Annotated in this window: 22 protein-coding genes; 7 read left to right on the forward strand and 15 right to left on the reverse strand. The window is 74.6% G+C overall.

What is annotated here, in order from left to right; all coding sequences use genetic code 11:
• Positions 1–148 precede the first annotated feature (148 nt).
• Positions 149–352 (forward strand): DUF5999 family protein, encoded by a 204-nt coding sequence (locus ACI79S_RS12875; RefSeq protein WP_456593829.1) that lies wholly within the window; start codon positions 149–151, stop codon positions 350–352.
• 71 nt (positions 353–423) lie between these two features.
• Here ACI79S_RS12875 and gcvP read toward each other — a convergent pair whose 3' ends face one another.
• The 12 genes from gcvP to ACI79S_RS12935 form a co-directional block, all read right to left on the reverse strand.
• Entirely contained in the window at positions 424–3,456 is a 3,033-nt protein-coding gene (gene gcvP, locus ACI79S_RS12880) for an aminomethyl-transferring glycine dehydrogenase (RefSeq protein ID WP_456593830.1), read from the reverse strand.
• A 105-nt stretch (positions 3,457–3,561) separates the two neighbouring features.
• Complete coding sequence (locus ACI79S_RS12885; RefSeq protein ID WP_456593831.1) at positions 3,562–4,137, reverse strand: MerR family transcriptional regulator; 576 nt, start codon at positions 4,135–4,137, stop codon at positions 3,562–3,564.
• Positions 4,138–4,383: 246 nt separating this feature from the next.
• Positions 4,384–4,872, reverse strand: a complete 489-nt coding sequence (locus ACI79S_RS12890; protein WP_456593832.1) for a bifunctional nuclease family protein — start codon at positions 4,870–4,872, stop codon at positions 4,384–4,386.
• Positions 4,873–4,982: 110 nt separating this feature from the next.
• A complete protein-coding gene (ftsR, locus tag ACI79S_RS12895; protein ID WP_456593833.1) occupies positions 4,983–5,717 on the reverse strand; it encodes a transcriptional regulator FtsR in 735 nt (244 codons plus the stop codon).
• A 76-nt stretch (positions 5,718–5,793) separates the two neighbouring features.
• Positions 5,794–6,309, reverse strand: coding sequence for an oxoglutarate dehydrogenase inhibitor Odhl (odhI, locus tag ACI79S_RS12900; RefSeq protein ID WP_456593834.1), 516 nt, complete (start codon positions 6,307–6,309; stop codon positions 5,794–5,796).
• Between the two features lie 260 nt (positions 6,310–6,569).
• On the reverse strand, positions 6,570–6,974 hold the full coding sequence (gene gcvH, locus ACI79S_RS12905; RefSeq protein ID WP_456593835.1) for a glycine cleavage system protein GcvH: 405 nt from the start codon (positions 6,972–6,974) through the stop codon (positions 6,570–6,572).
• Between the two features lie 54 nt (positions 6,975–7,028).
• Positions 7,029–7,808, reverse strand: a complete 780-nt coding sequence (locus ACI79S_RS12910) for a DUF881 domain-containing protein (RefSeq protein WP_456593836.1) — start codon at positions 7,806–7,808, stop codon at positions 7,029–7,031.
• The gene (locus ACI79S_RS12915; RefSeq protein WP_041775731.1) at positions 7,805–8,137 is read right to left on the reverse strand and encodes a small basic family protein; all 333 of its coding nucleotides are present in this window, start codon (positions 8,135–8,137) and stop codon (positions 7,805–7,807) included. Before ACI79S_RS12915 ends, ACI79S_RS12910 begins: the two co-directional genes overlap by 4 nt.
• Positions 8,138–8,141: 4 nt before the next feature.
• On the reverse strand, positions 8,142–9,041 hold the full coding sequence (locus ACI79S_RS12920; RefSeq protein ID WP_456593837.1) for a DUF881 domain-containing protein: 900 nt from the start codon (positions 9,039–9,041) through the stop codon (positions 8,142–8,144).
• Entirely contained in the window at positions 9,038–9,706 is a 669-nt protein-coding gene (locus ACI79S_RS12925; RefSeq protein WP_456593838.1) for a CDP-alcohol phosphatidyltransferase family protein, read from the reverse strand. The genes ACI79S_RS12920 and ACI79S_RS12925 overlap by 4 nt, the downstream gene beginning before the upstream one ends.
• Positions 9,707–9,809: 103 nt before the next feature.
• Entirely contained in the window at positions 9,810–11,891 is a 2,082-nt protein-coding gene (locus ACI79S_RS12930; RefSeq protein WP_456593839.1) for an elongation factor G-like protein EF-G2, read from the reverse strand.
• A gap of 149 nt (positions 11,892–12,040) precedes the next feature.
• Positions 12,041–12,562 (reverse strand): DUF2243 domain-containing protein, encoded by a 522-nt coding sequence (locus ACI79S_RS12935; RefSeq protein ID WP_456593840.1) that lies wholly within the window; start codon positions 12,560–12,562, stop codon positions 12,041–12,043.
• A gap of 56 nt (positions 12,563–12,618) precedes the next feature.
• Here ACI79S_RS12935 and ACI79S_RS12940 point away from each other — a divergent pair, with 56 nt between their 5' ends.
• The 4 genes from ACI79S_RS12940 (at position 12,619) to ACI79S_RS12955 (ending at position 16,919) form a co-directional block, all read left to right on the forward strand.
• Entirely contained in the window at positions 12,619–12,819 is a 201-nt protein-coding gene (locus tag ACI79S_RS12940) for a hypothetical protein (RefSeq protein ID WP_456593841.1), read from the forward strand.
• 270 nt (positions 12,820–13,089) lie between these two features.
• Positions 13,090–15,618 carry an HAD-IC family P-type ATPase gene (locus tag ACI79S_RS12945; protein WP_456593842.1) on the forward strand — a complete coding sequence of 843 codons (2,529 nt, stop codon included), beginning with the start codon at positions 13,090–13,092 and terminating at the stop codon, positions 15,616–15,618.
• Positions 15,619–16,217: 599 nt separating this feature from the next.
• Positions 16,218–16,595 carry a VOC family protein gene (locus ACI79S_RS12950; protein ID WP_456593843.1) on the forward strand — a complete coding sequence of 126 codons (378 nt, stop codon included), beginning with the start codon at positions 16,218–16,220 and terminating at the stop codon, positions 16,593–16,595.
• Between the two features lie 39 nt (positions 16,596–16,634).
• A complete protein-coding gene (locus ACI79S_RS12955) occupies positions 16,635–16,919 on the forward strand; it encodes a DUF1905 domain-containing protein (protein ID WP_456593844.1) in 285 nt (94 codons plus the stop codon).
• A gap of 427 nt (positions 16,920–17,346) precedes the next feature.
• Here ACI79S_RS12955 and ACI79S_RS12960 read toward each other — a convergent pair whose 3' ends face one another.
• Together ACI79S_RS12960 and ACI79S_RS12965 are read right to left on the reverse strand one after the other, a co-directional pair.
• A complete protein-coding gene (locus tag ACI79S_RS12960) occupies positions 17,347–18,222 on the reverse strand; it encodes an alpha/beta fold hydrolase (RefSeq protein ID WP_456593845.1) in 876 nt (291 codons plus the stop codon).
• 405 nt (positions 18,223–18,627) lie between these two features.
• Positions 18,628–19,230 carry a TetR/AcrR family transcriptional regulator gene (locus ACI79S_RS12965; RefSeq protein ID WP_456593846.1) on the reverse strand — a complete coding sequence of 201 codons (603 nt, stop codon included), beginning with the start codon at positions 19,228–19,230 and terminating at the stop codon, positions 18,628–18,630.
• Between the two features lie 64 nt (positions 19,231–19,294).
• Here ACI79S_RS12965 and ACI79S_RS12970 point away from each other — a divergent pair, with 64 nt between their 5' ends.
• Positions 19,295–20,377, forward strand: coding sequence for a flavin-containing monooxygenase (locus tag ACI79S_RS12970; protein WP_456593847.1), 1,083 nt, complete (start codon positions 19,295–19,297; stop codon positions 20,375–20,377).
• Here ACI79S_RS12970 and ACI79S_RS12975 read toward each other — a convergent pair.
• The gene (locus ACI79S_RS12975; RefSeq protein ID WP_456593862.1) at positions 20,277–20,555 is read right to left on the reverse strand and encodes a hypothetical protein; all 279 of its coding nucleotides are present in this window, start codon (positions 20,553–20,555) and stop codon (positions 20,277–20,279) included. The genes ACI79S_RS12970 and ACI79S_RS12975 overlap by 101 nt on opposite strands.
• Here ACI79S_RS12975 and ACI79S_RS12980 point away from each other — a divergent pair.
• Entirely contained in the window at positions 20,442–20,678 is a 237-nt protein-coding gene (locus ACI79S_RS12980; protein WP_456593863.1) for a hypothetical protein, read from the forward strand. The genes ACI79S_RS12975 and ACI79S_RS12980 overlap by 114 nt on opposite strands.
• The last annotated feature ends 17 nt before the right edge of the window (positions 20,679–20,695 follow it).

Below are 20,695 nucleotides of genomic sequence, written 5' to 3' on the forward strand. Positions count from 1 at the left end.
TGGCAGGAAGTGCCCACCCGGACGGGTGAGGTTGTGACGTGCCTCACGTGACCTGGGGCCACCGACGTGCCGACACTGTCAGTGTCCGGTGATCGGACGAGTACCGCCAGTGACTGCCGGCTTCCCCGGCGAACGGATGTGAGCTCCCATGTGCACCCACCGCACCCCGTGCCCCGAGCCCGCCAGCGAGGCGCGCGACCTCGCCGCCGTCGTGCGCAGCCACCCCGAGCAGGGGTGGCGGCTGCTCTGCAACGGCGTCGTCCTGTTCGACGACGACGGCGAGCTGCTGCCCGACGGCCAGGCCGTTCCCGACCACCACGTCTGGCTGGCGCCGGAGCTCGTGGGCGCATAGCGGGCCGCCCGCCCTCGCGCGCCCCGCGGCACCACCCGAGCCCCCGCCCGTCCGGCGGGGGGCTCGGCGTCTCAGCGGGCGGCGCCCACGACGTCGGCGGTGGTCCCCAGGTCGTCGGGCGCCCCCTGGCCCCGGCCGGGCGCGGCGCCGGGCACCTCCCGCGGCTCCGGCTCGGCGAACGCCTCCGGCGGCGGGCACGAGCAGACCAGGTTCCGGTCACCGTAGGCCTGGTCGATGCGGCGCACCGGGCTGAGGTAGCCGCGGCCCCGCAGCGCCGGCACCGGGAACACCGCCTCGCTGCGCGGGTACGGCCGGCCCCACTCCCCCGCGACCATCTGGAGGGTGTGCGGGGCGTTGCGCAGCGGGTTGTCCTCCCGGTCGTACTCGCCGGTGGCGACCTTCTCGATCTCTCCGCGGATGTGCACCATCGCGTCGACGAACCGGTCCAGCTCCGCCTTGTCCTCGCTCTCGGTGGGCTCGACCATGAGCGTGCCGGCGACGGGGAAGCTCATCGTCGGCGCGTGGAAGCCGAAGTCGATCAGCCGCTTGGCGATGTCGTCGTTGGTGACGCCGGTGGCCTTGGTCAGCGGGCGGATGTCGAGGATGCACTCGTGGGCCACCAGCCCGTTCCTCCCGGTGTAGAGCACCGGGTAGTGCTCGCGCAGCCGGGCCGCCAGGTAGTTGGCGGCCAGGATCGCGTGCTGGGTCGCCCGGGTCAGGCCGTCCGGGCCCATCAGCCGCATGTAGGCCCAGGAGATCGGGAGGATGTCCGCCGAGCCCCAGGGGGCGGCGGAGACGACCGGACCGGAGGTGCCGGTGTCCACCACCGGGTGCCCGGGCAGGAACGGCACCAGGTGCTCGCGGACGCCGATGGGCCCGACGCCGGGGCCGCCGCCGCCGTGCGGGATGCAGAAGGTCTTGTGCAGGTTCAGGTGGCTGACGTCGGAGCCGAACCGACCGGGCCGCGCGAGCCCCACCATGGCGTTGAGGTTCGCGCCGTCGACGTAGACCTGGCCGCCGGCGTCGTGCACGGCGGCGCAGATCTCCCGGATCTCGGTCTCGAAGACGCCGTGGGTCGAGGGGTAGGTGATCATGATCGCCGCCAGCCGCTCGGCGTGCTGGTCCAGCTTGGCCCGCAGATCGGCCAGGTCCACGTTGCCCGCCTCGTCGCAGGCCACCACGACCACCCGCATGCCCGCCATCACGGCGCTGGCCGCGTTCGTGCCGTGCGCCGAGCTGGGGATCAGGCAGACGTCGCGCAGCTCCTCGCCCCGGCTGCGGTGGTAACCGCGGATGGCCAGCAGCCCGGCGAACTCGCCCTGCGACCCGGCGTTCGGCTGCACGCTCACCGCGGCGTACCCGGTGACCTCGGCCAGGCCGGCGCACAGCTCCTCGATCAGCCGGGCGTAGCCGCGGGCCTGGTCGGCAGGCACGAACGGGTGCAGGTTCGCGAACTCCGGCCAGGTGATCGCGGCCATCTCGGTGGCGGCGTTGAGCTTCATCGTGCACGAGCCCAGCGGGATCATCGTGCGGTCCAGCGCCAGGTCCTTGTCGCTGAGCCGGCGCAGGTACCGCAGCATCGCGGTCTCCGAGCGGTGCGTGGAGAAGACCGGGTGGGTGAGGAACGGCGTCCGGCGACGCAGCTGCGGCGGCAGCGCGTCGATGCCGTCGTCGGCCAGGCCCGCGTCGTCCGCGGGCACGCCGAACGCCGCGGCGACGTCGCGCAGGGTCGCCGGCGTCGTCGTCTCGTCGCAGGCGACGGCGACCGTGTCCGCGTCGACCAGGCGCAGGTTGATCCGGCGCTGCGCGGCGGCCGCGACCACCTCCGCCGCCCGGCCGGGCACGGAGACGCAGACGGTGTCGAAGAAGGACTCGTGCACCAGGCGCAGGCCGCCGGCGGTCAGCCAGCCGGCCAGCACGGTGGCGCTGCGGTGCACCCGCGCCGCGATCGCGGCCAGCCCCTCGGGGCCGTGGTAGACCGCGTACGCGCCGGCCATCACGGCCAGCAGCACCTGGGCGGTGCAGATGTTGCTGGTCGCCTTCTCACGGCGGATGTGCTGCTCGCGGGTCTGCAGCGCGAGCCGGTAGGCGACGTCGCCGTCGGCGTCCACCGAGACGCCCACCAGGCGGCCGGGCAGCTGCCGGGCCAGGCCCTCGCGCACCGACAGGTAGCCGGCGTGCGGGCCCCCGTAGCCCATCGGGACGCCGAAGCGCTGGGTCGTCCCGCAGGCGACGTCGGCCCCCCACTCCCCCGGCGCCTCCAGCAGCGTCAGCGCGAGCAGGTCGGCGGCGACGACCACCGCGGCCCCCGCCTCGTGCGCGGCCGCGGCGAGCGCCCGGTGGTCGCGGACCGCGCCGCTGGCCCCCGGATAGGACAGCAGCACGCCGAACGCCCCCGCCTCGGGGAGATCCGTGGGCCAGCCGTCCGACAGGTCGGTGACGTGCAGCCGGATGCCCAGCGGCTCGGCACGGGTCCGCAGCACGCCCAGGGTCTGCGGCAGCGTGTCGGCGTCGACCACGAACACCGCGTCGGCCTTCGCGCGGCCGGCGCGGCGGACCAGGGTCATCGCCTCGGCCGCGGCGGTGGCCTCGTCGAGCATCGAGGCGCCGGCGACCGGCAGGCCGGTGAGGTCGGCGACCGTCGTCTGGAAGTTGATCAGCGCCTCCAGCCGCCCCTGGCTGATCTCCGGCTGGTACGGCGTGTAGGCGGTGTACCAGGCAGGGTTCTCCAGCACCGTCCGCTGGATCACCGGCGGGGTGACCGTGCCGTGGTACCCCAGGCCGATCATCGAGGTGAAGACCTCGTTGGCCGCCGCCCGCTCGCGCAGCAGGCCCAGCACCGCGGCCTCGTCCTCGGCCGGCGGGAGAGCGAGCGGTTCACGGTCGCGCACCCCCTCGGGCACGCAGGCGTCGACCAGCGACTCCAGTGACGGGTGCCCGACGACCTCGAGCATCGCGGCGGTGTCGCCCGGGCGTGGCCCGATGTGGCGGCCGGCGAACGAACCAGCGACGTCCAGGGCGGTCAGGGCGGGCAGCGGCCCGGCGAGCGGCGCGAGGGTCTCCCCCGACGGCTCGTCCACGGCACCGGCAGCGCAGTCGGTCACTGCCGCGACGCTACCAGCGGCAGACCGTTTCCCGACCGGACGCCCGGCCCGGCAAGGCTGTGCGCTGATGCGCAGTTCCGGGCCTCGGAACCGCGCACCGGCGATCTAGGCGGTGGCGGCCCGGCGCCGGCGGCGCATCGAGAGCTCGTCGTCGGTCGGCACGACCTGGCCGCCGTCGATCCGCTCGGCCGGCAGCTCCGCCAGCTCACCGGAGAGCTCCCGCAGCGCACCGGAGACGGCGATCCCGAAGACGCCCTGACCGCCGGCCAGCAGGTCGACGACCTCCTCCGCGGAGGTGCACTCGTACACCGTCGCACCGTCGGAGAACAGCGTGACGTTGGCCAGCTCCTTCACCCCGCGCTGGCGCAGGTGGTCGACGGCCTTGCGGATGTTCTGCAGCGAGACGCCGGTGTCGAGCAGCCGCTTGACGACCTTGAGCACCAGGATGTCGCGGAAGGAGTACAGCCGCTGGGTCCCCGACCCGGTGGCGCTGCGCACCGACGGGGAGACCAGGCCGGTGCGGGCCCAGTAGTCCAGCTGGCGGTAGGTGATGCCGGCAGCGGCACAGGCGGTCGGGCCGCGGTAACCGACCAGGTCGGTGTCGACCTGGTCGTACTGCGGCGCCCCGACGGCGGCGTCGCTGAACAGCTGACCCTGCGAGCCGTTGCCCTGGTCGCTCACGTCCAGCGTCCTCCTCTGTCCCGCCACCTGAGCGGCAGGTCGACGGCTTCGCACCCGGACCTCAGATGTCACACCGTTGTCGTTCGCTGACGGTAGGCCGGGCCCGGAGGCCGGTCAACTGAGCGGGGCGGCGTGTCGTCACACCAGCACCATTTCGGGTGATGGTCGGGCACCGGCCTGCCGATAGGTCCCGAAGGCCCACGTGGCGCCCACCCCCCGCGCGGGTGCCGGGTCGGGGTCGACCGGCTAGGCCGACCCGCCGGACCCGGAGCCGGCGCCGAAGTCCTCCGGCGAGATCTGGTCGAGGAACTCGCGGAACTTCTCGACCTCGTCCTCCTGCTCGTCGGGGATCTCGATGCCCACCTCGTCCAGCAGGTCCTCGGCACCGAAGATCGGCGCCCCGGTCCGGACGGCGAGCGCCACGGCGTCCGAGGGGCGGGCGCTGACCACCCGGTCGTCGCCGAAGACCAGCTCGGCGATGTAGATGCCGTCGCGCATCTCGGTGATGTTGACCGCCTCCAGCTCGGCGCCGAGGGCCCGCACCACCTCCCGGAGCAGGTCGTGGGTCATCGGCCGGGCGGGACGCACGCCCTGCTGCTCGAAGGCGATCGCCGCTGCCTCGACCGCGCCGATCCAGATCGGCAGGTAGCGCTCGCCCTGCGTCTCCTTCAACAGCAGGATCGGCTGGTTGCCGGGCAGTTCGACGCGGACACCGACGACTCGAAGCTCCTGCACGATGGCTGCTCCCTCGGCTGCGGCCCGCGGTCGGGCGGGCGGAACGGACAGGCGGCCGGCGACTGCCGGGACGTCGGTCGGGCGCGGACGGCGTCCACGGTACGCCGCCCTCAGGGGCGCAGGAGGTCGCGCAGGCGCGTCTCGAGCAGGGCCGTGTGCAGCTGCGCGGAGAGCGCGGCGAGCTCCTGGAGCTTCTCGGTGGCCCGCGTCCGGGCCTCCTCCGACCGCGCCCGCAGGACGGGGGCCACGAGCTGCTCGACGAGCCCGGCCTCGCGCTCCACGGCGCTGCGGTAGACGCGCAGGTGCCGCGGCTCGATGCCGTGCCGGGCCAGCCCCGCCGCCGCCCGGGCGATGGGGAGGTCCGCGGCGGGGTGCCGCCCGTCGGCGTCGGTGCTCAGCAAGCCGAACTGCACGCAGTCGGCGAGCTGCTCGGGCTCCAGCCCGGCGGCCCGGGCGAACTGCTCGGCGGTCAACGGCGCCGTCGCCCCCTCCTCGGTCGAGGCAGGGGGCAGCGGCGCCGACGCGCCACCGGTGCCGGGCAGCGGCTCACCGCGGTCCAGCGCGTCCAGGTGGTCCTTGATCACCCGCAGCGGCAGGTAGTGGTCGCGCTGCGCGGTCAGCACGTACCGCAGCCGGCTGACGTCCGCCCGCGAGAACTTGCGGTACCCCGACGGCGTCCGCTGCGGGTGGACCAGGTCCTCGGACTCGAGGTAGCGGATCTTGCTGATCGTCACGTCGGGGAAGTCGTCGCGCAGCACCGCCAGCACCTCGCCGATGGTCAGGCGTGGCGCGTGCTGGTCGCCGGCGTCCCCGAGCGCACGTTCACGCTCGGGCACGGCGGTCACGCCCCTCTCTCCCCGGGACACCGTGTCGGAGTCCCGGTCCGCGGTCCCCACATGCGGAAGATCGCCGGTCGGCGCACTAGCGAGCGGCCGGCTCGCCCGTACGCGGGCCGGTCAGGTACACCAGGCGGAACTTGCCGATCTGCACCTCGTCGCCACCGGCGAGGGTGGCGACGTCGACGGGCTCGCGGTTGACGTAGGTGCCGTTCAGGCTGCCGACGTCGTGCACCGAGAAGCCGCCGCCCTCGCGGTGGAACTCGACGTGCCGACGGCTGACGGTGACGTCGTCGAGGAAGATGTCGCTGTCGGGGTGCCGACCGGCGGTGGTGACGTCCTGGTCGAGCAGGAACCGGCTCCCGGCGTTCGGGCCGCGCTTGACCACCAGCAGGGCGGAACCCGCCGGCAGCGACTCCACGGCGCCCGCGTGCGCGTCCGCGGCCTCGGTGACCTCCGGCTGCTCGCCGGACTCCTCACCGCCGACCTTGGGGATCACGCTGGTGGCCTCACCGATGCGCTCGGGGGCGAGCGCCGCACCGCACTGCGCGCAGAAGCGACTGCCCTCGGGGTTCTCGTGGCCACATCGAGTGCAGTGCACGTTGCGTCTCCTCCGGTGCGAGGGGCCCGCCGCGGACCTGGAACTGGCCGCGGGCGGCCGGCGGACGGCGGGCCGGGCGGCCCGCCGCGGGTCGGCCGCCGCGGAGGCGGCGGACCGTGGGTCATGGAACCAGCCGGTCGGCCCGAGGGTCAACCGGACGGGCAGGGCCGGAGGGCGGGTTCGCCGCAGGTCCCCCGCTGTTCCCAGCCCCACCGCGATCATAGTGATCGATGCCGGGAGTCAGCCTCCCGGCGGGGCGGTCACGAGCCGTCGACCACGGCCTGGTAGGCGTCGGCGTCGAGCAGCTGGCCGATCGGGTCGCCGCCCTCCCCCGGCACGGCGATGTCGATCAGCCAGCCGGCGCCGTACGGGTCGGCGTTGATGGTCTCCGGGGCGTCGGCGAGGCGGTCGTTGACCGCCGCCACGACGCCGGCGACCGGGGCGTAGACGTCGGAGACGCTCTTGGTGGACTCCACCTCGCCGATCGGGGTGCCGGGGACCACCTCGGCCCCCACCTCGGGCAGCTGCACGAAGACGATGTCCCCCAGGGCGTCCTGGGCGTGGTCGGTGATGCCGACCCGGACGACGGTGGACGTGCCGTCGGTCCCCTGCACCAGCGCCCACTCGTGCTGGTCGGTGTAGCGGCGGTCGTCGGGCGTGCTCATGCGCTGGTCGTCTCCCTGGCTGACGCGGTCGGCTGGCGGTCGTGCACGGCGGGCTCAGCCACCGGTCTCGGGCGAAGCGTATTGAGGACGGTCCAGCGGTCGCAACGCGTCCACGACGAGCTGGGGCGACTGGGCGATCTCCACCCGGCCGCCGCGCCGCTCGATGCGCTGCACCACCCCGCCGGGGATGTTCATGGCCGTCGCCATGCTCTGGGGGTCGCCCAGGACCACGAACTCGTACGGCGAGCGCAACGGTGTGCCGTCGACACGGAGGTTGCCCGTCGTCCCGGTGACCGCGCTGGACAGCCCGATGCGCACGTCGTCGACCTGCATCGTCTCCGCGCCGGCCCCGCGCAGCTCCTGGATCACGTCGATGAGGTCCGACACCCGGACGGCTCCCGCGGGATCGCTGATGGAGAGGGCGATGCCGGGACCCTGGGCCGGCAGCGTGCCGCCCAGGATGCCGAGCGCCTCGGCGCGCCGGCGGGCCTCCTGCAACGCGGCCCCGGTCTGGCTGCCCGAGCCGTTGAGCTCGCGCAGGGCCGCCCGCTGCTCCGTCAGCTGGGCACGCAGCCGCTCCTCCCGGCTGTTGAGCTCGTCGAGGATGCGCACGAGGTCCTCCTCGCGCGCGCCGGCCAGCATCTGCGCCTCGTCGGCGTTGCGCACCTGGACCGCGAGCGCGAAGCCGAGCAGGAGGGTCAGCACGCCGATGAGCGCCGCCGCGAGGCGATCGCGGCGGCGCCGAGCGGCCGGATCGGGGGCGACGCCGGCGGCGTCGGCGCCGACCGGACCCGCGGCGGGTCCCGGTGGGTCGGGTGCCCGGCCTCCGGTCACGCGCGGAAGACGTGCCGCCGGATGGCGGCCGCGTTGCCGAAGATGCGGATGCCGAGGACCACGACGACGGCCGTGGACAGCTGCGCGCCCACCCCGAGCTGGTCGCCCAGGAAGACGATGAGCGCAGCCACCACCACGTTGGACACGAACGAGATCACGAACACCTTGGCGTCGAAGATGCCGTCGAGCCGGGCCCGGAAGCCGCCGAACACCGCGTCGAGGGCGGCCACGACGGCGATCGGGAGGTAGGGCTGCAGCCAGAGCGGGACGGTCGGGTCGAAGAGCAGACCGAGCAGGACGCCCGCGGCGAGGCCGAGGATCGGGATCACGTCGTCAGCCTCCAGGGCTGGGCTCGGCGCCGGTGACCCGGCGGGGGCTGACGGGCTCGGCGAAGCGCAGCTCCGGCGGGTTGGCGGCCGGAAGGGACAGCTCGTCCTCCTTGGCGAACTCGAACCGCAACCCCGCGGACGCGGAGAACGAGGCCAGCGCACGCACCTCGGGGTTGGCGAGGAAGGCGTTGGCCAGCGCGTCGGGGTCGCCGATGGCGCTGACCCGGTACGGGTTGGTGACCGGGCGGAAGTCGACGAGCACGGCCTCGCCGGCGAACCGGATGGCGCTGGTGGGGCCGAGCCGCTGGCCGTTGATGCTGATCGCCTCGGCGCCGGCGGCCCAGAGCGCGTTCACGACCAGCTGCAGGTCGCCGTCGGCCACCTGGACGTTCCGGGCGTCCGCGGCGTCCCCGGCGAGCGGGTCGTCGTCGGCCTCGGGCTCGGCGTTGGCCAGCGTGACGAGCAGCCCCGGCCCGGTGACGGCGACGGCGGCGGTGCCCTGCTCGGCCCGCGCGAGGGCGTCCAGCGCCCGCTGCCCCACCGCGGTGGCGGCGAGCAGCTCGTCGCTGGTCCGGCTGACCTGGGCGCGCAGCTCCTCGAGCCGCGCGGTCAGGTCGTCGCTGAGGGCCGACTCGTCCTGGATGTCGCTGACCAGCGCCTCGCGGATCTCCTGCCGCCCCAGCGCCTTGGCCGCGGCCTGGTCGTAGGTCACCGCGGCCAGCAGGCCCGCGGCGGCCATCGTGAGCGCGACCAGGGCCCGCCCCCGGACCCGCCGGGGCGCCTCTCCCCCGGCCTTGCGCGCGGCCGCGTCGGCGTAGGCGGGGTCGAGGGTCTCGGCGAGGACGTCGTCGAGGAGGGAGGCGCCCAGCGAGCGGACGCCACCGCCCGGGCGCGGGCCGGTCACGGTGAGCTCCTGGTGGCCGACGATCGCTCCGCGGCGAGCAGTCCCACGACCTGGATCACGTAGAAGACGCCGGCCAGCAGGTAGAGCGCCGTGCCCCAGATGGTGAGCGCCCAGGCGAACGGCGCGGCGACGGTGGCCAGCGGCCCGTCGCCGTCGGCGAGCAGCAGCACCGGGAACGCGTAGAGCAGCAGCAGCGTGGCCGCCTTGCCCAGGTAGTGCACCTGCAGCGGCGGGTAGCCGTGTGCCCGCAGGAGCAGGAGCATGAGGCCGAGGACGAGCTCCCGGCCCAGCAGCAGCGCCACCAGCCACACGGGCACGACGTCCCGCAGCGCCAGCGCGACGAGGGTGGAGACGATGTAGAGCCGGTCCGCGGCCGGGTCCAGCAGCGCACCCAGGCGGCTGCCCTGGTTCAGCCAGCGGGCGAGCTTGCCGTCGAGCCAGTCGGTGAAACCGGAGACCATGAGGACCACGAGGGCCCAGCCGTCCTCCTCCGGCCCCAGCAGCAGCCACAGGAACAACGGCACGCCGAGCAGCCGCAGCACCGACAGCGCGTTCGGGAGCGTCCAGACGCGATCCGGGAGGGCCTCGCGGTCGGGCAGCGCGGCCGCCGTCGTCCGGGACGGAGGTACGGGTACGGCAGCCGACGGCCCGTTCGACGACGTCACGTTCCCTCCAGTGCCAGCACGACCGTGCCCGAGGCTAGTGGACGGACTCCGCGCCCCCCGCGACGCGCCGGGCCGCGGCGGATCCGCCGTGACCGGCGCCTCCTCAGGCCGGCACGGCGACGGCCGCGGGAGCCGGCTCGTACCGGAGCGGGCGGCGGTCGAAGGCGCCGGTGCCGTGCGTGACCGAGCGCAGCACGCCGGGGTAGCCGAGCAGCTCGACCTCGGGCACCTCGGCGTGCACGGTGGCCCGGTCCCGGGCCGGGTCGGCCTCCGTACCCGTCACCCGCGCCCGCCGGGACGACAGGTCGCTCATCACCGCGCCGACGAACTCGGCCGGCACCCGGACGCGGACCTCGCACCACGGCTCCAGGACCCGGGTCCCCGCCGCGTTCGCCAGCTCCCGCACGGCCAGGGCGCCGGCGGCCTGGAAGGCGGCGTCGGAGGAGTCCACCGAGTGGGCCTTGCCGTCGACGAGGGTCACCCGGACGTCGACGAGCGGCCGGTCGCCGGTCACCCCGCGGGCGGCCTGCGCGCGGATGCCCTTCTCGACGCTGGCGTGGAACTGGGCGGGCACCGTGCCACCGACGATGCGCTGCTCGAAGACGATCCCGGAACCCGGCTCCCCCGGCTCCCCCTCGACGACGACGACGGCGTACTGGCCGTGCCCGCCGGACTGCTTGACGTGCCGGCCGGTCACCCGGGCGGGGCCGCGGAGCGTCTCCACCAGCGGCACCCGCACCGGTACCGGGGTGACGGCGACGCCGTGGCGGCTGCGCAGCCGCTCCAGCAGCACCTCGGCGTGCGCCTCCCCCACGCACCAGAGCAGGAGCTGCCCGGTGTCGGCCCGCCGCTCCAGCCGGACGGTGGGGTCCTCGGCGACGAGCCGGGCCAGGGCCGTGGCCAGCCGGTCCTCGTCGCCGCGCGACGCGGCCTCCACCGCCACGGGCAACTGCGGCACCGGCAGCTCCCACGGCAGGACGAGCCGGGGCTCCTCCGGCGAGCTCAGCGTGTCGCCGGTCTCCGCCGTCGCCAGCCGGCTCACCGCGCAGACGTCGCCGGCCGGGCAGGCCGCGACCGGCCGCAACGCGGCGCCCAGCGGCGCGGAGAGGACGCCGATCCGCTCGTCGGCGTCGTGATCGGGGTGCCCCCGCTCGGCCAGCCCGTGGCCCGAGACGTGCACGGCGACGTCCGGCCGCAGGGTGCCGGAGAAGACACGGACCAGCGAGATCCGGCCGACGTAGGGATCGGTGGTCGTGCGGACCACCTCGGCGACGAGCGGTCCGTCGGGGTCGCAGTGCAGCGGCGGCGCGGGTGACCCGTCGGGCCGGGTGACCGGCGGGCACCCGTGCTCGGTCGGCGAGGGCAGGGCGGCCACCACGAGCTGCAGCAGTTCGTCGACGCCGACCCCGGTGAGCGGCGCGGCGCAGAGGACGGGGTGGAAGTGCCCGCGGGCGACGGCCGTCTCCAGGTCGGCCAGCAGGTCGGGGACGGCGAGCTCGTCGCCGGCGAGGTAGCGCTCCATCAGCGTCTCGTCCTCGCTCTCGCCGATGATCCCCTCGATCAGCTCGGCGCGGAGGCGGTCGGCGTCGTGGTCGCCGGCCCGGGCCGCGTCGACGTGCGGCTCCAGGAGCGAGACCAGGCCGCGCGCGGCGCCGTCGGGACCGCGGTCGACCAGGTGCACGGGGAAGACCCCCTCCCCCAGCATCAGCTGGCAGAGGCGCACCGCCTCGTCGACGTCGGCCCGCGGCCGGTCGATCTGGGTGAGCACGACCGCGCGCGGCATGCCGACCGCGGCGCACTCCTCCCACAGCTGCACGGTGCCGGCGTCCACCCCGCTCACGGCCGAGACCACGAAGAGCGCCGAGTCCGCGGCCCGCAGCCCCGCCCGCAGCTCGCCGACGAAGTCGGGGGAACCCGGGGTGTCGAGGAGGGTGATCCGGTGGCCGTCGTGCTCGACGGCGGCCACGCCGAGCGCGACCGACCGCTGCTGGCGGACCTCCACCTCCTCGGTGTCCAGGCAGGTGGTCCCCTCCTCCACCCGCCCGGCGCGCGGCACGGCCCCGGTGGCCGCGAGGAGCGCCTCGGCCAACGTCGTCTTGCCGGCCCCCGCCCGGCCCACCAGCGCCACGTTGCGCACCAGCGCCGCCGGGCGGGGAGCGGGAGCCGGGGGGATGTCCTTGCCCATCAACCGCACCTCAGCCGTCGGCGCCGCGGACGGGGACCGGATGTGCTGCGTGGGCTGCCACGATGCCTCCTGGTGCTGGATGTGTCGTGCGTCACAGCCTGCCCCGGACGGTGGGGGGCGGACAAGACCCCCGGCAGCGGTCGACCGCCTCAGGCGTCCCGGGCCCCGGGGCGGGAGGCGAGGCGGCGAACACCGCGACGGTGCAGCAGCCATCCACCGGCGATCAGCAGCACCCCCGACGCCAGGAACGCCAGGTCCCAGCTCAACGGGCCACCGAGGTCGTCCCTCACGTGGTGGATGCCGAGGAGCTGGTGGTTGATCAGGCCCTCGACCAAGTTGAAGATGCCCCACCCGACGAGCACGAGGCCGAGGTGGAAGCCCCAGCTGGGTGCCAGCCGGTCCTGCCGCCAGGCCACCAGGGCGGTGATCGTGCCGGCGAAGGCGAGCACCCAGGTGGCGGCGTGGAAGAGGCCGTCGGCCAGCGTGTTCACCTCCAGGGCGGCGAGCGTCGTCGGCTCCTCCACGGCGCTCACCATGTGGTGCCACTGCAGGATCTGGTGCAGCACGATGCCGTCGACGAACCCGCCGAAGCCGAGCCCGTACAGCAGCCCGGTCGCCCGGTCGGGCATCCGCCGGGAGCGCCGGCCGGTGGTGTCGCGCGCGGTGGCCATGCCTGCGGGGCTACCCCCTCCCCCCGGCCGCACGCACGGCACGCATGCTGGTCGCCATGAGCAGCGACCACGCGGCCGGCCGCGACCAGCAGACCGGGCGGGCGCACGCCGTCCTCGCCGCGACGGCGGACCTGCCCGCCCCCTGGGCCGCGGTCTGCGGGGCTTCGGTCGGCGTCGTCCAGGGGAAGTGGAACGGACCCCGGGGCCTGGGCTCGGCCGACCCCTGCCCCGAGTGCCGCCGCATCACGGGGACCTGACACCGCCCCTCTCCGGCGTTGCTGCGAGGTTCGGCAGTGTCCTTCTCTGTCGAAAGGATGTTGGGCATAACGGTTGCCCGGCCGTGCGGCACGCCGGCCGTGCGGCACGCCGGCCGTGCGGCACGCCGGCCGCGTCGGCGCCGCCGCCGGAGCGGCGCCGCCTGTGCGGTTGCTGGGAGGTCCGCGTGTGCGCGGGCGACCGCCAGCCGCGCCCGGCAGACTCCGGGGTGGCCCCGCTCACCCGGTCGGGCCCGGGTCGGAGGAAGCCGGATGGACGTGCAGCAGTCGGGCTCCGCGGTGGGCGGGAACGCGGCGGTGGGACTGAGCCGGCGGGAGGCCGAGGCCCGGCGACGGCGCGGCGAGGGCAACGTCAGCGTCCGCGCGTCGTCCCGCGGCTACGCGCAGATCCTCCGCACCAACGTCTTCTCGTTCTTCAACGTGATCCTGTTCGTCATCGGCGCGGCGCTGCTCGCCCTCGGCCGGTACAGCGACGCCTTCACCAGCGTCGGTCTCGGTCTGGTCAACGCAACGATCAGCGCCGCGCAGGAGATCCGGGCCAGGCGGAAGCTCGACCGGCTCCAGCTGCTGCACCGCACCCTGGTGACCGTCGTCCGCGACGGCACGCACACTGAGGTGCCGCCGGAGGAGGTCGTGCGCGGCGACGTCGTCCACGTCCGCCCCGGCGACCAGCTCGTCGTCGACGGGCCGGTCCTCGACGGTGGCCGGGTGGACGTCGACGAGTCCCTGCTGACCGGGGAGTCCGAGCCGCTGCAGAAGGGGCCCGGGGACGACCTCCTGTCGGGCAGCTCCTGCGTCGGCGGCGAGGGGTACCAGCTCGCGCGTGACGTAGGCGCCGCCAGCTACGCCGGCCGGCTGACCGCCGACGCCCGCCGGTCCACCACCGACCGGACACCCCTGCAGCTGCGCATCGAGTTCGTGGTCCGGCTGGTGATGCTGCTGGTCGCCCTGATGAGCGCCACCATCCTGTTCCAGGCCGCGCTGGAGGGCCTCTCGCTGGTCCGGGTGGTGCAGACCACCGCAGTGCTCTCCGGCCTGGTCCCGTACGGGCTGTTCTTCCTCGTGGCCGTCGCCTACACCGTCGGCGCGGCCCGGAGCAGCGGGCGGGGCGCCCTCGTGCAGCAGACCAACGCCGTCGAGTCGGTCAGCCACGTCGACGTCGTCTGCACCGACAAGACCGGCACCCTGACGACCGGCCGGCTGGCTCTCGCGGAGGTGCACCCGGTGGGCACGCTCGACCCCGCGGCGGCCGGGGAGCTGGTCGGCTCCCTGGCGCGCAGCACAGCGGCGCCCAACCTGACCACCACCGCGCTCGCCGGCTCCCTGCCCGGCCGGGCGTGGACGGTGCACGAGGAGATCCCCTTCTCGTCGTCGCTGCGGTGGAGCGCCGTGCGCACCGACGACGGCGTGCACGTCCTCGGCGCGCCGGACCGCCTGGCCCCCCACCTCTCCGGACCGCTGCTCGCCGAGGCGGTCAGCGCGCGGACCGACCAGGGGCTCCGGGTCCTGGTCGTCGCCCGCGCCGCCGCGGACGCGCCGCTCCGGGACGACGCGGGGCGCCCCCGCCTCCCCGCCCTCGAGCCGGTCGCCCTCGTGTCCCTCGCCGACGAGCTGCGCCCGGACGTCCCGGAGACGATCGCCCGGTTCGCCGGCGGCGGGATCGACCTCAAGGTGGTGTCCGGCGACGACGCCCGGACGGTCGCGGCCCTGGCGCGGCAGGCCGGGCTGGACGCCGGGGTGCCGGTCACCGGCACGGAGCTCGACGGGATGACCGACGCGGAACTGGACCGGCTGGCCGTCCGGGCGACGGTGTTCGGCCGCATCGCGCCCGAGCAGAAGGAGCGGCTGGTCGACGCGCTGCGCCGGCAGGGGCGCTACGTCGCCATGATCGGCGACGGGGTCAACGACGCCCGGGCTCTCAAGCGGGCGCACGTGGGTGTGGCGATGGGCAGCGGCAGCGCCGTCGCCCGGGACGTCGCCGACATCGTGCTGACCGAGGACTCCCTGGGGTCGCTGCTGCCCGCCCAGCGCGAGGGGCGGCGGATCATCGACGGCATCGGGACCTCGATGCAGGTCTTCCTGTCCCGGGTCGCCACGCAGGGCCTGGTCATCCTCGCTGTGACGATGCTCGGCCTGGGATTCCCCTACTCACCGGCGAACGTCGGGCTGACGCTGCTCACCGTCGGCGTCCCGACGCTCTTCCTCACCGCATGGGCGCGGCCCACGGCGCCGGATCCGGAGCTGCTCCCGAACCTCGGGCGGTTCGTCGTCCCGGCGGCGGTGGTGACGGCCGCCGGCGGCGTCGCGCTCTACGCCTACCACTACACCTTCCTGTTCGAGGGGCTGAGCCGCACCGGCACACCTGCGGAGGTGCTCGCCGCGTTCGAGCGCTACACCGGCCTCTCCTCCGACGACGTCGGGTTCGCCGAGGCGGCGGCCACGATCGGGGCCCAGACCGCGCTCTCCACCTTCGTCTCGTTCGCCGCGTTCCTGCTCATCCTCTTCCTCAAGCCACCGAACCGGTGGTTCGCCGCCTGGACGCGACCGGACGGCGACAAGCGCCCGGCCGTCCTCGTCGCCGTGCTCGCCGCGGTGTTCACCGGCGGCCTGTTCGTCCCCGCGGTCAGCGACTACTTCGGCCTCACGGGCGCCGCCGACCCGGTGTTCTTCACCGTGCTGCCGGCCCTGGTGCTGTGGTTCCTCGTGCTGAGCGCGGCCTACCGGTTCCGGGTCCTCGAGCGTGCCCTGGGGCTGACGCGCCCCGGCACAGCTGCGCTCTGATCTGACGACGCCCGGAACGGCCGCCCCGGATCTCTCGGACACGGCCGTGCTCTGTCGGGCTGACAGGACGTGAACACGCGACCCGTTGACCCGTCGCGTCGACGCTCTGCATCTCCTCACTGGCCATGCGTTGGTCCACGGGGCAGCGCACGTCTCCTCGGCGTAGCGACCGGACACGTTGTTCACGCGGCGAGGCGGCTGACCGGCTGGCGGCCCAGCACGCGCCCCAGCCCTCAGCGACAGCAGTGCCCCTGCCATCCCGGCGGCGGTGCACGACGCCGGAGCGATCGTCGTTGCCCCACCTCCGGCCCGGCGGCCCGCGCGCATCGACCGAATCGCCGGGGCCCTGGGTGCCCCCATGGCCACCGCGCACCGGGCCGTGCCGGACGCCACCCCGGTCACCGCCACGAGCACGGCCATCCCGCGGGAGGCGTCCCGGTCGGCACCCCCGACGAGAACGGCCACCGGACGGGGAGTACCGGACGGCCCCCGCACGGCGCACTGCCTGCCCTGCACCGTTCCCGTCAGAGCTCCCTCGTGCGGGACGACCGCCCGGGCGATGAGTTTCCGGTCGAGGCGGCGTCTGAGGCGGTATGACGATGACGACGAGAGTGCTGAGTGTCTCCGTTCCGGTGGCTGACCAGGACGCGGCGCTGCGCTTCTACACCGAAGTGCTGGGCTGCGAGCTCCGCACCGACGTGGAGGTGTGGCCGGGCGCGCGGATGATCGAGGTCGCCCCGCCGGGCTCGAGTGTCGCCCTGGTGCTCCTCCCCCCCGACAGCACGATCCCGATCGCGATCCGGCTGGGCACCTCCGATGCCCGACGGGCCCACGACAGGGTCCGCGAGGCCGGCGCGACCCTGCACAACGAGGAGCTGGTGCGGATGGAAGGGGTCCCGGCGATGTTCTCCTTCACCGACCCCGACGGCAACGGGCTGGTCTACCTCGAGGACGCCGACCAGAGCGAGCTCCGGTAAGCCCCGCAGCCCCGCCCAGCAGCGCGAAGGAGCACTCACATGGCAGATCCCCGCCCCCTGGACATCACGTTCACGGCCCGGCTGGGCAAGGTCCGACCGTCAGACACCTGGACCTGTGTCCAGCTGCCGGAGTCAGCACGGATCTTCGGGACCCGTGGCCTGGTCAAGGTTGCCGGCACCGTCGACGGGCACCCGTTCACCGGAGCCTTCATGGCCCTGGGAGACGGCACCCACAAGCTCCCGGTGGCTGCTCCGATCCGCACGGCCATCGGCAAGGACGACGGAGACGACGTCGAGGTCCACCTGACCGAGCGGCTCAACTGAGCCCAGCAGGTGCCCTGCGGCCGGCGTCGGTCGAACGGCACCACCCGCTGGCGAACCGGATCGAATCGTCGGCGCATGGCCGGGCGCCTGCCCGAGCCGGGGTCACCGTGCAGCACCACTGCCGGCTTGCGGTGGGGATTGCCGCATCGCTCCCGGCCCAGCGCGTGCCCGTTGCAGACGTCGAGCCTTCCGGTCTCCTGTTGGCGCGATCGGTGGGTACCGGTGGTCGACGACGCGGGCATCGTGCCCGAAGTCGGTGCGGCGTCGACTGCGGACGGCCGGAGCAGAAGACGGTAGCGAGACCCGGATCCTCGAGATCGAGCCGCTCGCCTCCGCCTCGCCGGAGGCGAGCGTCCCGGCGACCGGCCGCACCGTGCAGCGCTAGCTGACCGGGCCCGTCGAGCTGCCGGAGCGCCGGGCGAACGCGTCAGCGCGCGTCGAGGACCTCGCGCAGCCGCGCGGCGAACGCCTCCGGCTGGCCGTGCTGGCCGAACTCGCCGCCGAGGAACCCACCGTGGTTGCTCGGGAAGACGGTGATCTCCTGACCCAGCGCCTGGGCGGTCGAGACTGCGGTGCGCCAGGTGAGGGTGTCCTGCGACTCGATGCCGGCGGCGACGACGACCCGGGTCGGTGCCGCCGTCAGCGCCGTGACGTCGGGCCGGAAGGCGGTGATCGCGTCGGAGTCGTGCGACAGGAGAGGATCGCCGCGCGAACCGTCGTCGTCGGCAGGGAAGCCGAAGGCCGCCGGGTCCGGCGCCGCGGTGGCCGGGAAGTCGTCGCTGAACTCGCCCTGCCATGAGCTGAGCGCGATGAAGGCCGCCATGCCGTGCCCCCAGCCCTTGGCCTCGTAGACCGCCTGCACCGCGCGGGTGGCGGCGATCGCGCGATCTGCGTCCGGGAGGACCGACAGCAGCGGCGGCTCGTGCGCGACGAGCGTCGTGACGTCCCCCGGATGCGCGGCGACGAGGGCCAGCGCCGTGACCGCTCCCCCGCTGCTGGCGAACATCTCGACCGGCCCACCGACCGCCTCGATGATGCGGTGGACGTCGTCGGCGTGCTGCTGGGGGGTGTGCGTGGTCCGCCCGTCGGTGCGCGTGCTGCGGCCGAGTCCGCGCGGGTCGTAGGTGATGACCGTGCGGTCGGCGAAGTGGCCCGCGAGCGTGCCGAAGCCGCTGGCGTCCATGGGTGCGCCGATGAGGAACAGCGGGGGCCGTCCGTCCGCCGTCGGCAGCGGACCGCGGACGTCGTAGGCGAGCGATGCCTCAGGCGTGTCGAGCCTGCGGGTGGTGATCATCGTGGTCATGGTGGTGCAGACCCCGCCCGCCGGCGGAACTCATCGCCCGATCGGCAGGGGGCGCGCGGCCAGCTGCCGGCGCCGTGCGACCCGCCGGCCGGTGGGTCCCGGTGCCGGTAGAGGGGAAGCCGAGCAAGGGCAGCCCGGGACCCGGCTGATGCCCGGCGGCGGGCTGGTCTGCCCGGTGCACCGAGGGCACCGGCTACGTGGAGCCAGGAGTGGTCGGGTGCGGAAGCCGGTGGCCCGACCGCCGCTGCCACGGCGAAGGCGGTCGTCGGCGAATCCGGCGGTCCGGCCGTGTGCCCCTCGTACAGCCAAGGAGATCGCCCGCGGTGACCTCCGAAGCTGCTGAGGGGCGCCCGCGGGGCTCGATGGGGCCGCCCGACGGCCTCGGGCAGCCCCGCGAGGCGTCCGCTAGTGACGAGGGGCGCGGACCGGCTCGGCGCCCGCGGCGGAGCTGATGCCCTGGACTGCCTGGCGCAGTCGAGCGGCGGCCCCGGCCGGCTCGGGTCGGCCGGCGTCCAGCCAGGTCAACACGGCGGCGATCGTGACCGTCGGGGCCAGCCGTGCAGCCCACTGGGCCCACGCCGGATCGGGGATGGAGGGGGCGAGGTGGTCGTGCGCCGTGGCGGTCATCTCGGCGGTGAACACGTCGACCTCGGCGCGGAAGGCCGGCTCCCGCGCCGCGTGGTGGAACAGCAGCCGGAACCCGTCGGGATCGCCGGCCGCGGCGGTGAGCAGGTCGTCGATGATCCGCTCGGTGTAGGGCGGGTCGCCCACGGCCGCCTGCAGCCGTGCCCGCGCGCGTTCCAGCACCGCCCGGTAGAGGTCGGCCTTGGACTCGAAGTGCCGGTAGAGGATGGCCCGGCTGATTCCTGCCTCGGCGGCCACGCCGTCCAGGGCGGTGTCCTCGAAACCGGCGGCGCTGAACGCCCTCGTGGCCGCCGCGAGGATCTGCTCTCGCCGCTCGGCGCGCGGAAGCCTGCGCCCCGAGGGCGTGCCGGCCACGACGTCCACCCCACCACTGTAGACGCAGATATGTATACCCTGGCGTCAACAACCGGGGCCGAGGGGAGCGGGCATGGCTGCGACGGCGGACGACCGTGTCGTGCAGACCGTGGTCGTCGGCGCCGGCCAGGCCGGCCTGGCCGTGGGCTACCACCTGACCCGCCGTGGCCACGACGTCGTCCTCCTCGACGCCGCCGAGGCGGTGGGCGACAGTTGGCGGGAGCGGTGGGACTCGCTGCGCCTGTTCACCCCGGTCGGCTTCGATTCGCTGCCGGGCCTGCCCTTTCCCGGCCGGCGCTCCGACCATCCGACCAAGGATGCGGTGGCTGACTACCTGGCCCGCTACGCCGAGCACTTCGAGCTACCGGTGCGGCTGGGCACCCGAGTGCAGGCCGTGCACCGCGCAGGTGCGGAGTTCGTGGTCTCCACCGACCGTGGACGCTGGCGGGCCGGCAACGTCGTCATCGCTACCGGCGCGCACCACAGACCGTTCGTCCCGGCCTTCGCCGCTCACCTGGACAAGGAATTGGTCCAGGTCCACGCGGCGCACTACCGCCGTCCCGCTCAGCTGCCGGCCGGGGCGGTCCTGGTGGTGGGAGCGGGCAATTCCGGGGCCGAGATCGCCCTCGATGTGGCGACCGACCCCAGGGAGCAGCGCACCGTACATCTGGCCGGACGCGACGTCGGGCACATTCCTCACCTGGGGCCGTGGACCTTCCAGGTCCTCCAGCGCCTCGGCCGCCTCGGCGCCGCCCTCGCCCGACGCGGACTGGGTGGGCACGGCGACCCCCTCGGCCGCATCCGCCCCGAGCAGCTGGCGACCGCGGGCGTGCAGCGCCACCCTCGGGTCACCGGCACCTGTGACGGGATGCCACTGCTCGCCGACGGTCGCACCCTCGCCGTCACCGCGGTCGTCTGGGCCACCGGCTTCCGCCCCGACTACAGCTGGCTGCACCTCGACGTCCTCGATCCTGACGGCCGGCTGCGGCACCGCGGCGGGGTCGTCGACGACTGCCCCGGCCTGTACGCGGTCGGGCTGCCCTACCAGCGCTCGATCACCTCCCACCTGCTCGGGGGTGTCGGTGCCGACGCCCGCCACGTCGTCGACCACCTGCTCGCACGAGACAGGCCCGACCAGCCCGCCCTGCCCCGCTGATCGATCGCCGAACGGTGAGCCCAGCGGCTGCCGGTCCTCGACCTGGACACGCCGCGGAGCCGGCGTGGTCGTCGTGGAGGCGGGTCAGCACGATCTGGTGCAGCTCCTCGGGCGGTACGCCGAGGTGGTGCAGCGCGGCTCGGATCGCCGGGCCGCTCCCCGGCGGGCCGGTGTCGATGAGGGTGGCTCCTTCGGCAGCGCGCCACAGGTAGGCGTTGCCGGTGCCCAGCGGCAGGAGGTGCAGTCCCGGAAGCAGTTGACGGAGCTCCATGGCCGTGACGCCAGGACGCAGCCGTCGTGAGCGGCGACCGGTTTCGC

This window comes from Blastococcus sp. SYSU DS1024 (assembly GCF_054050795.1).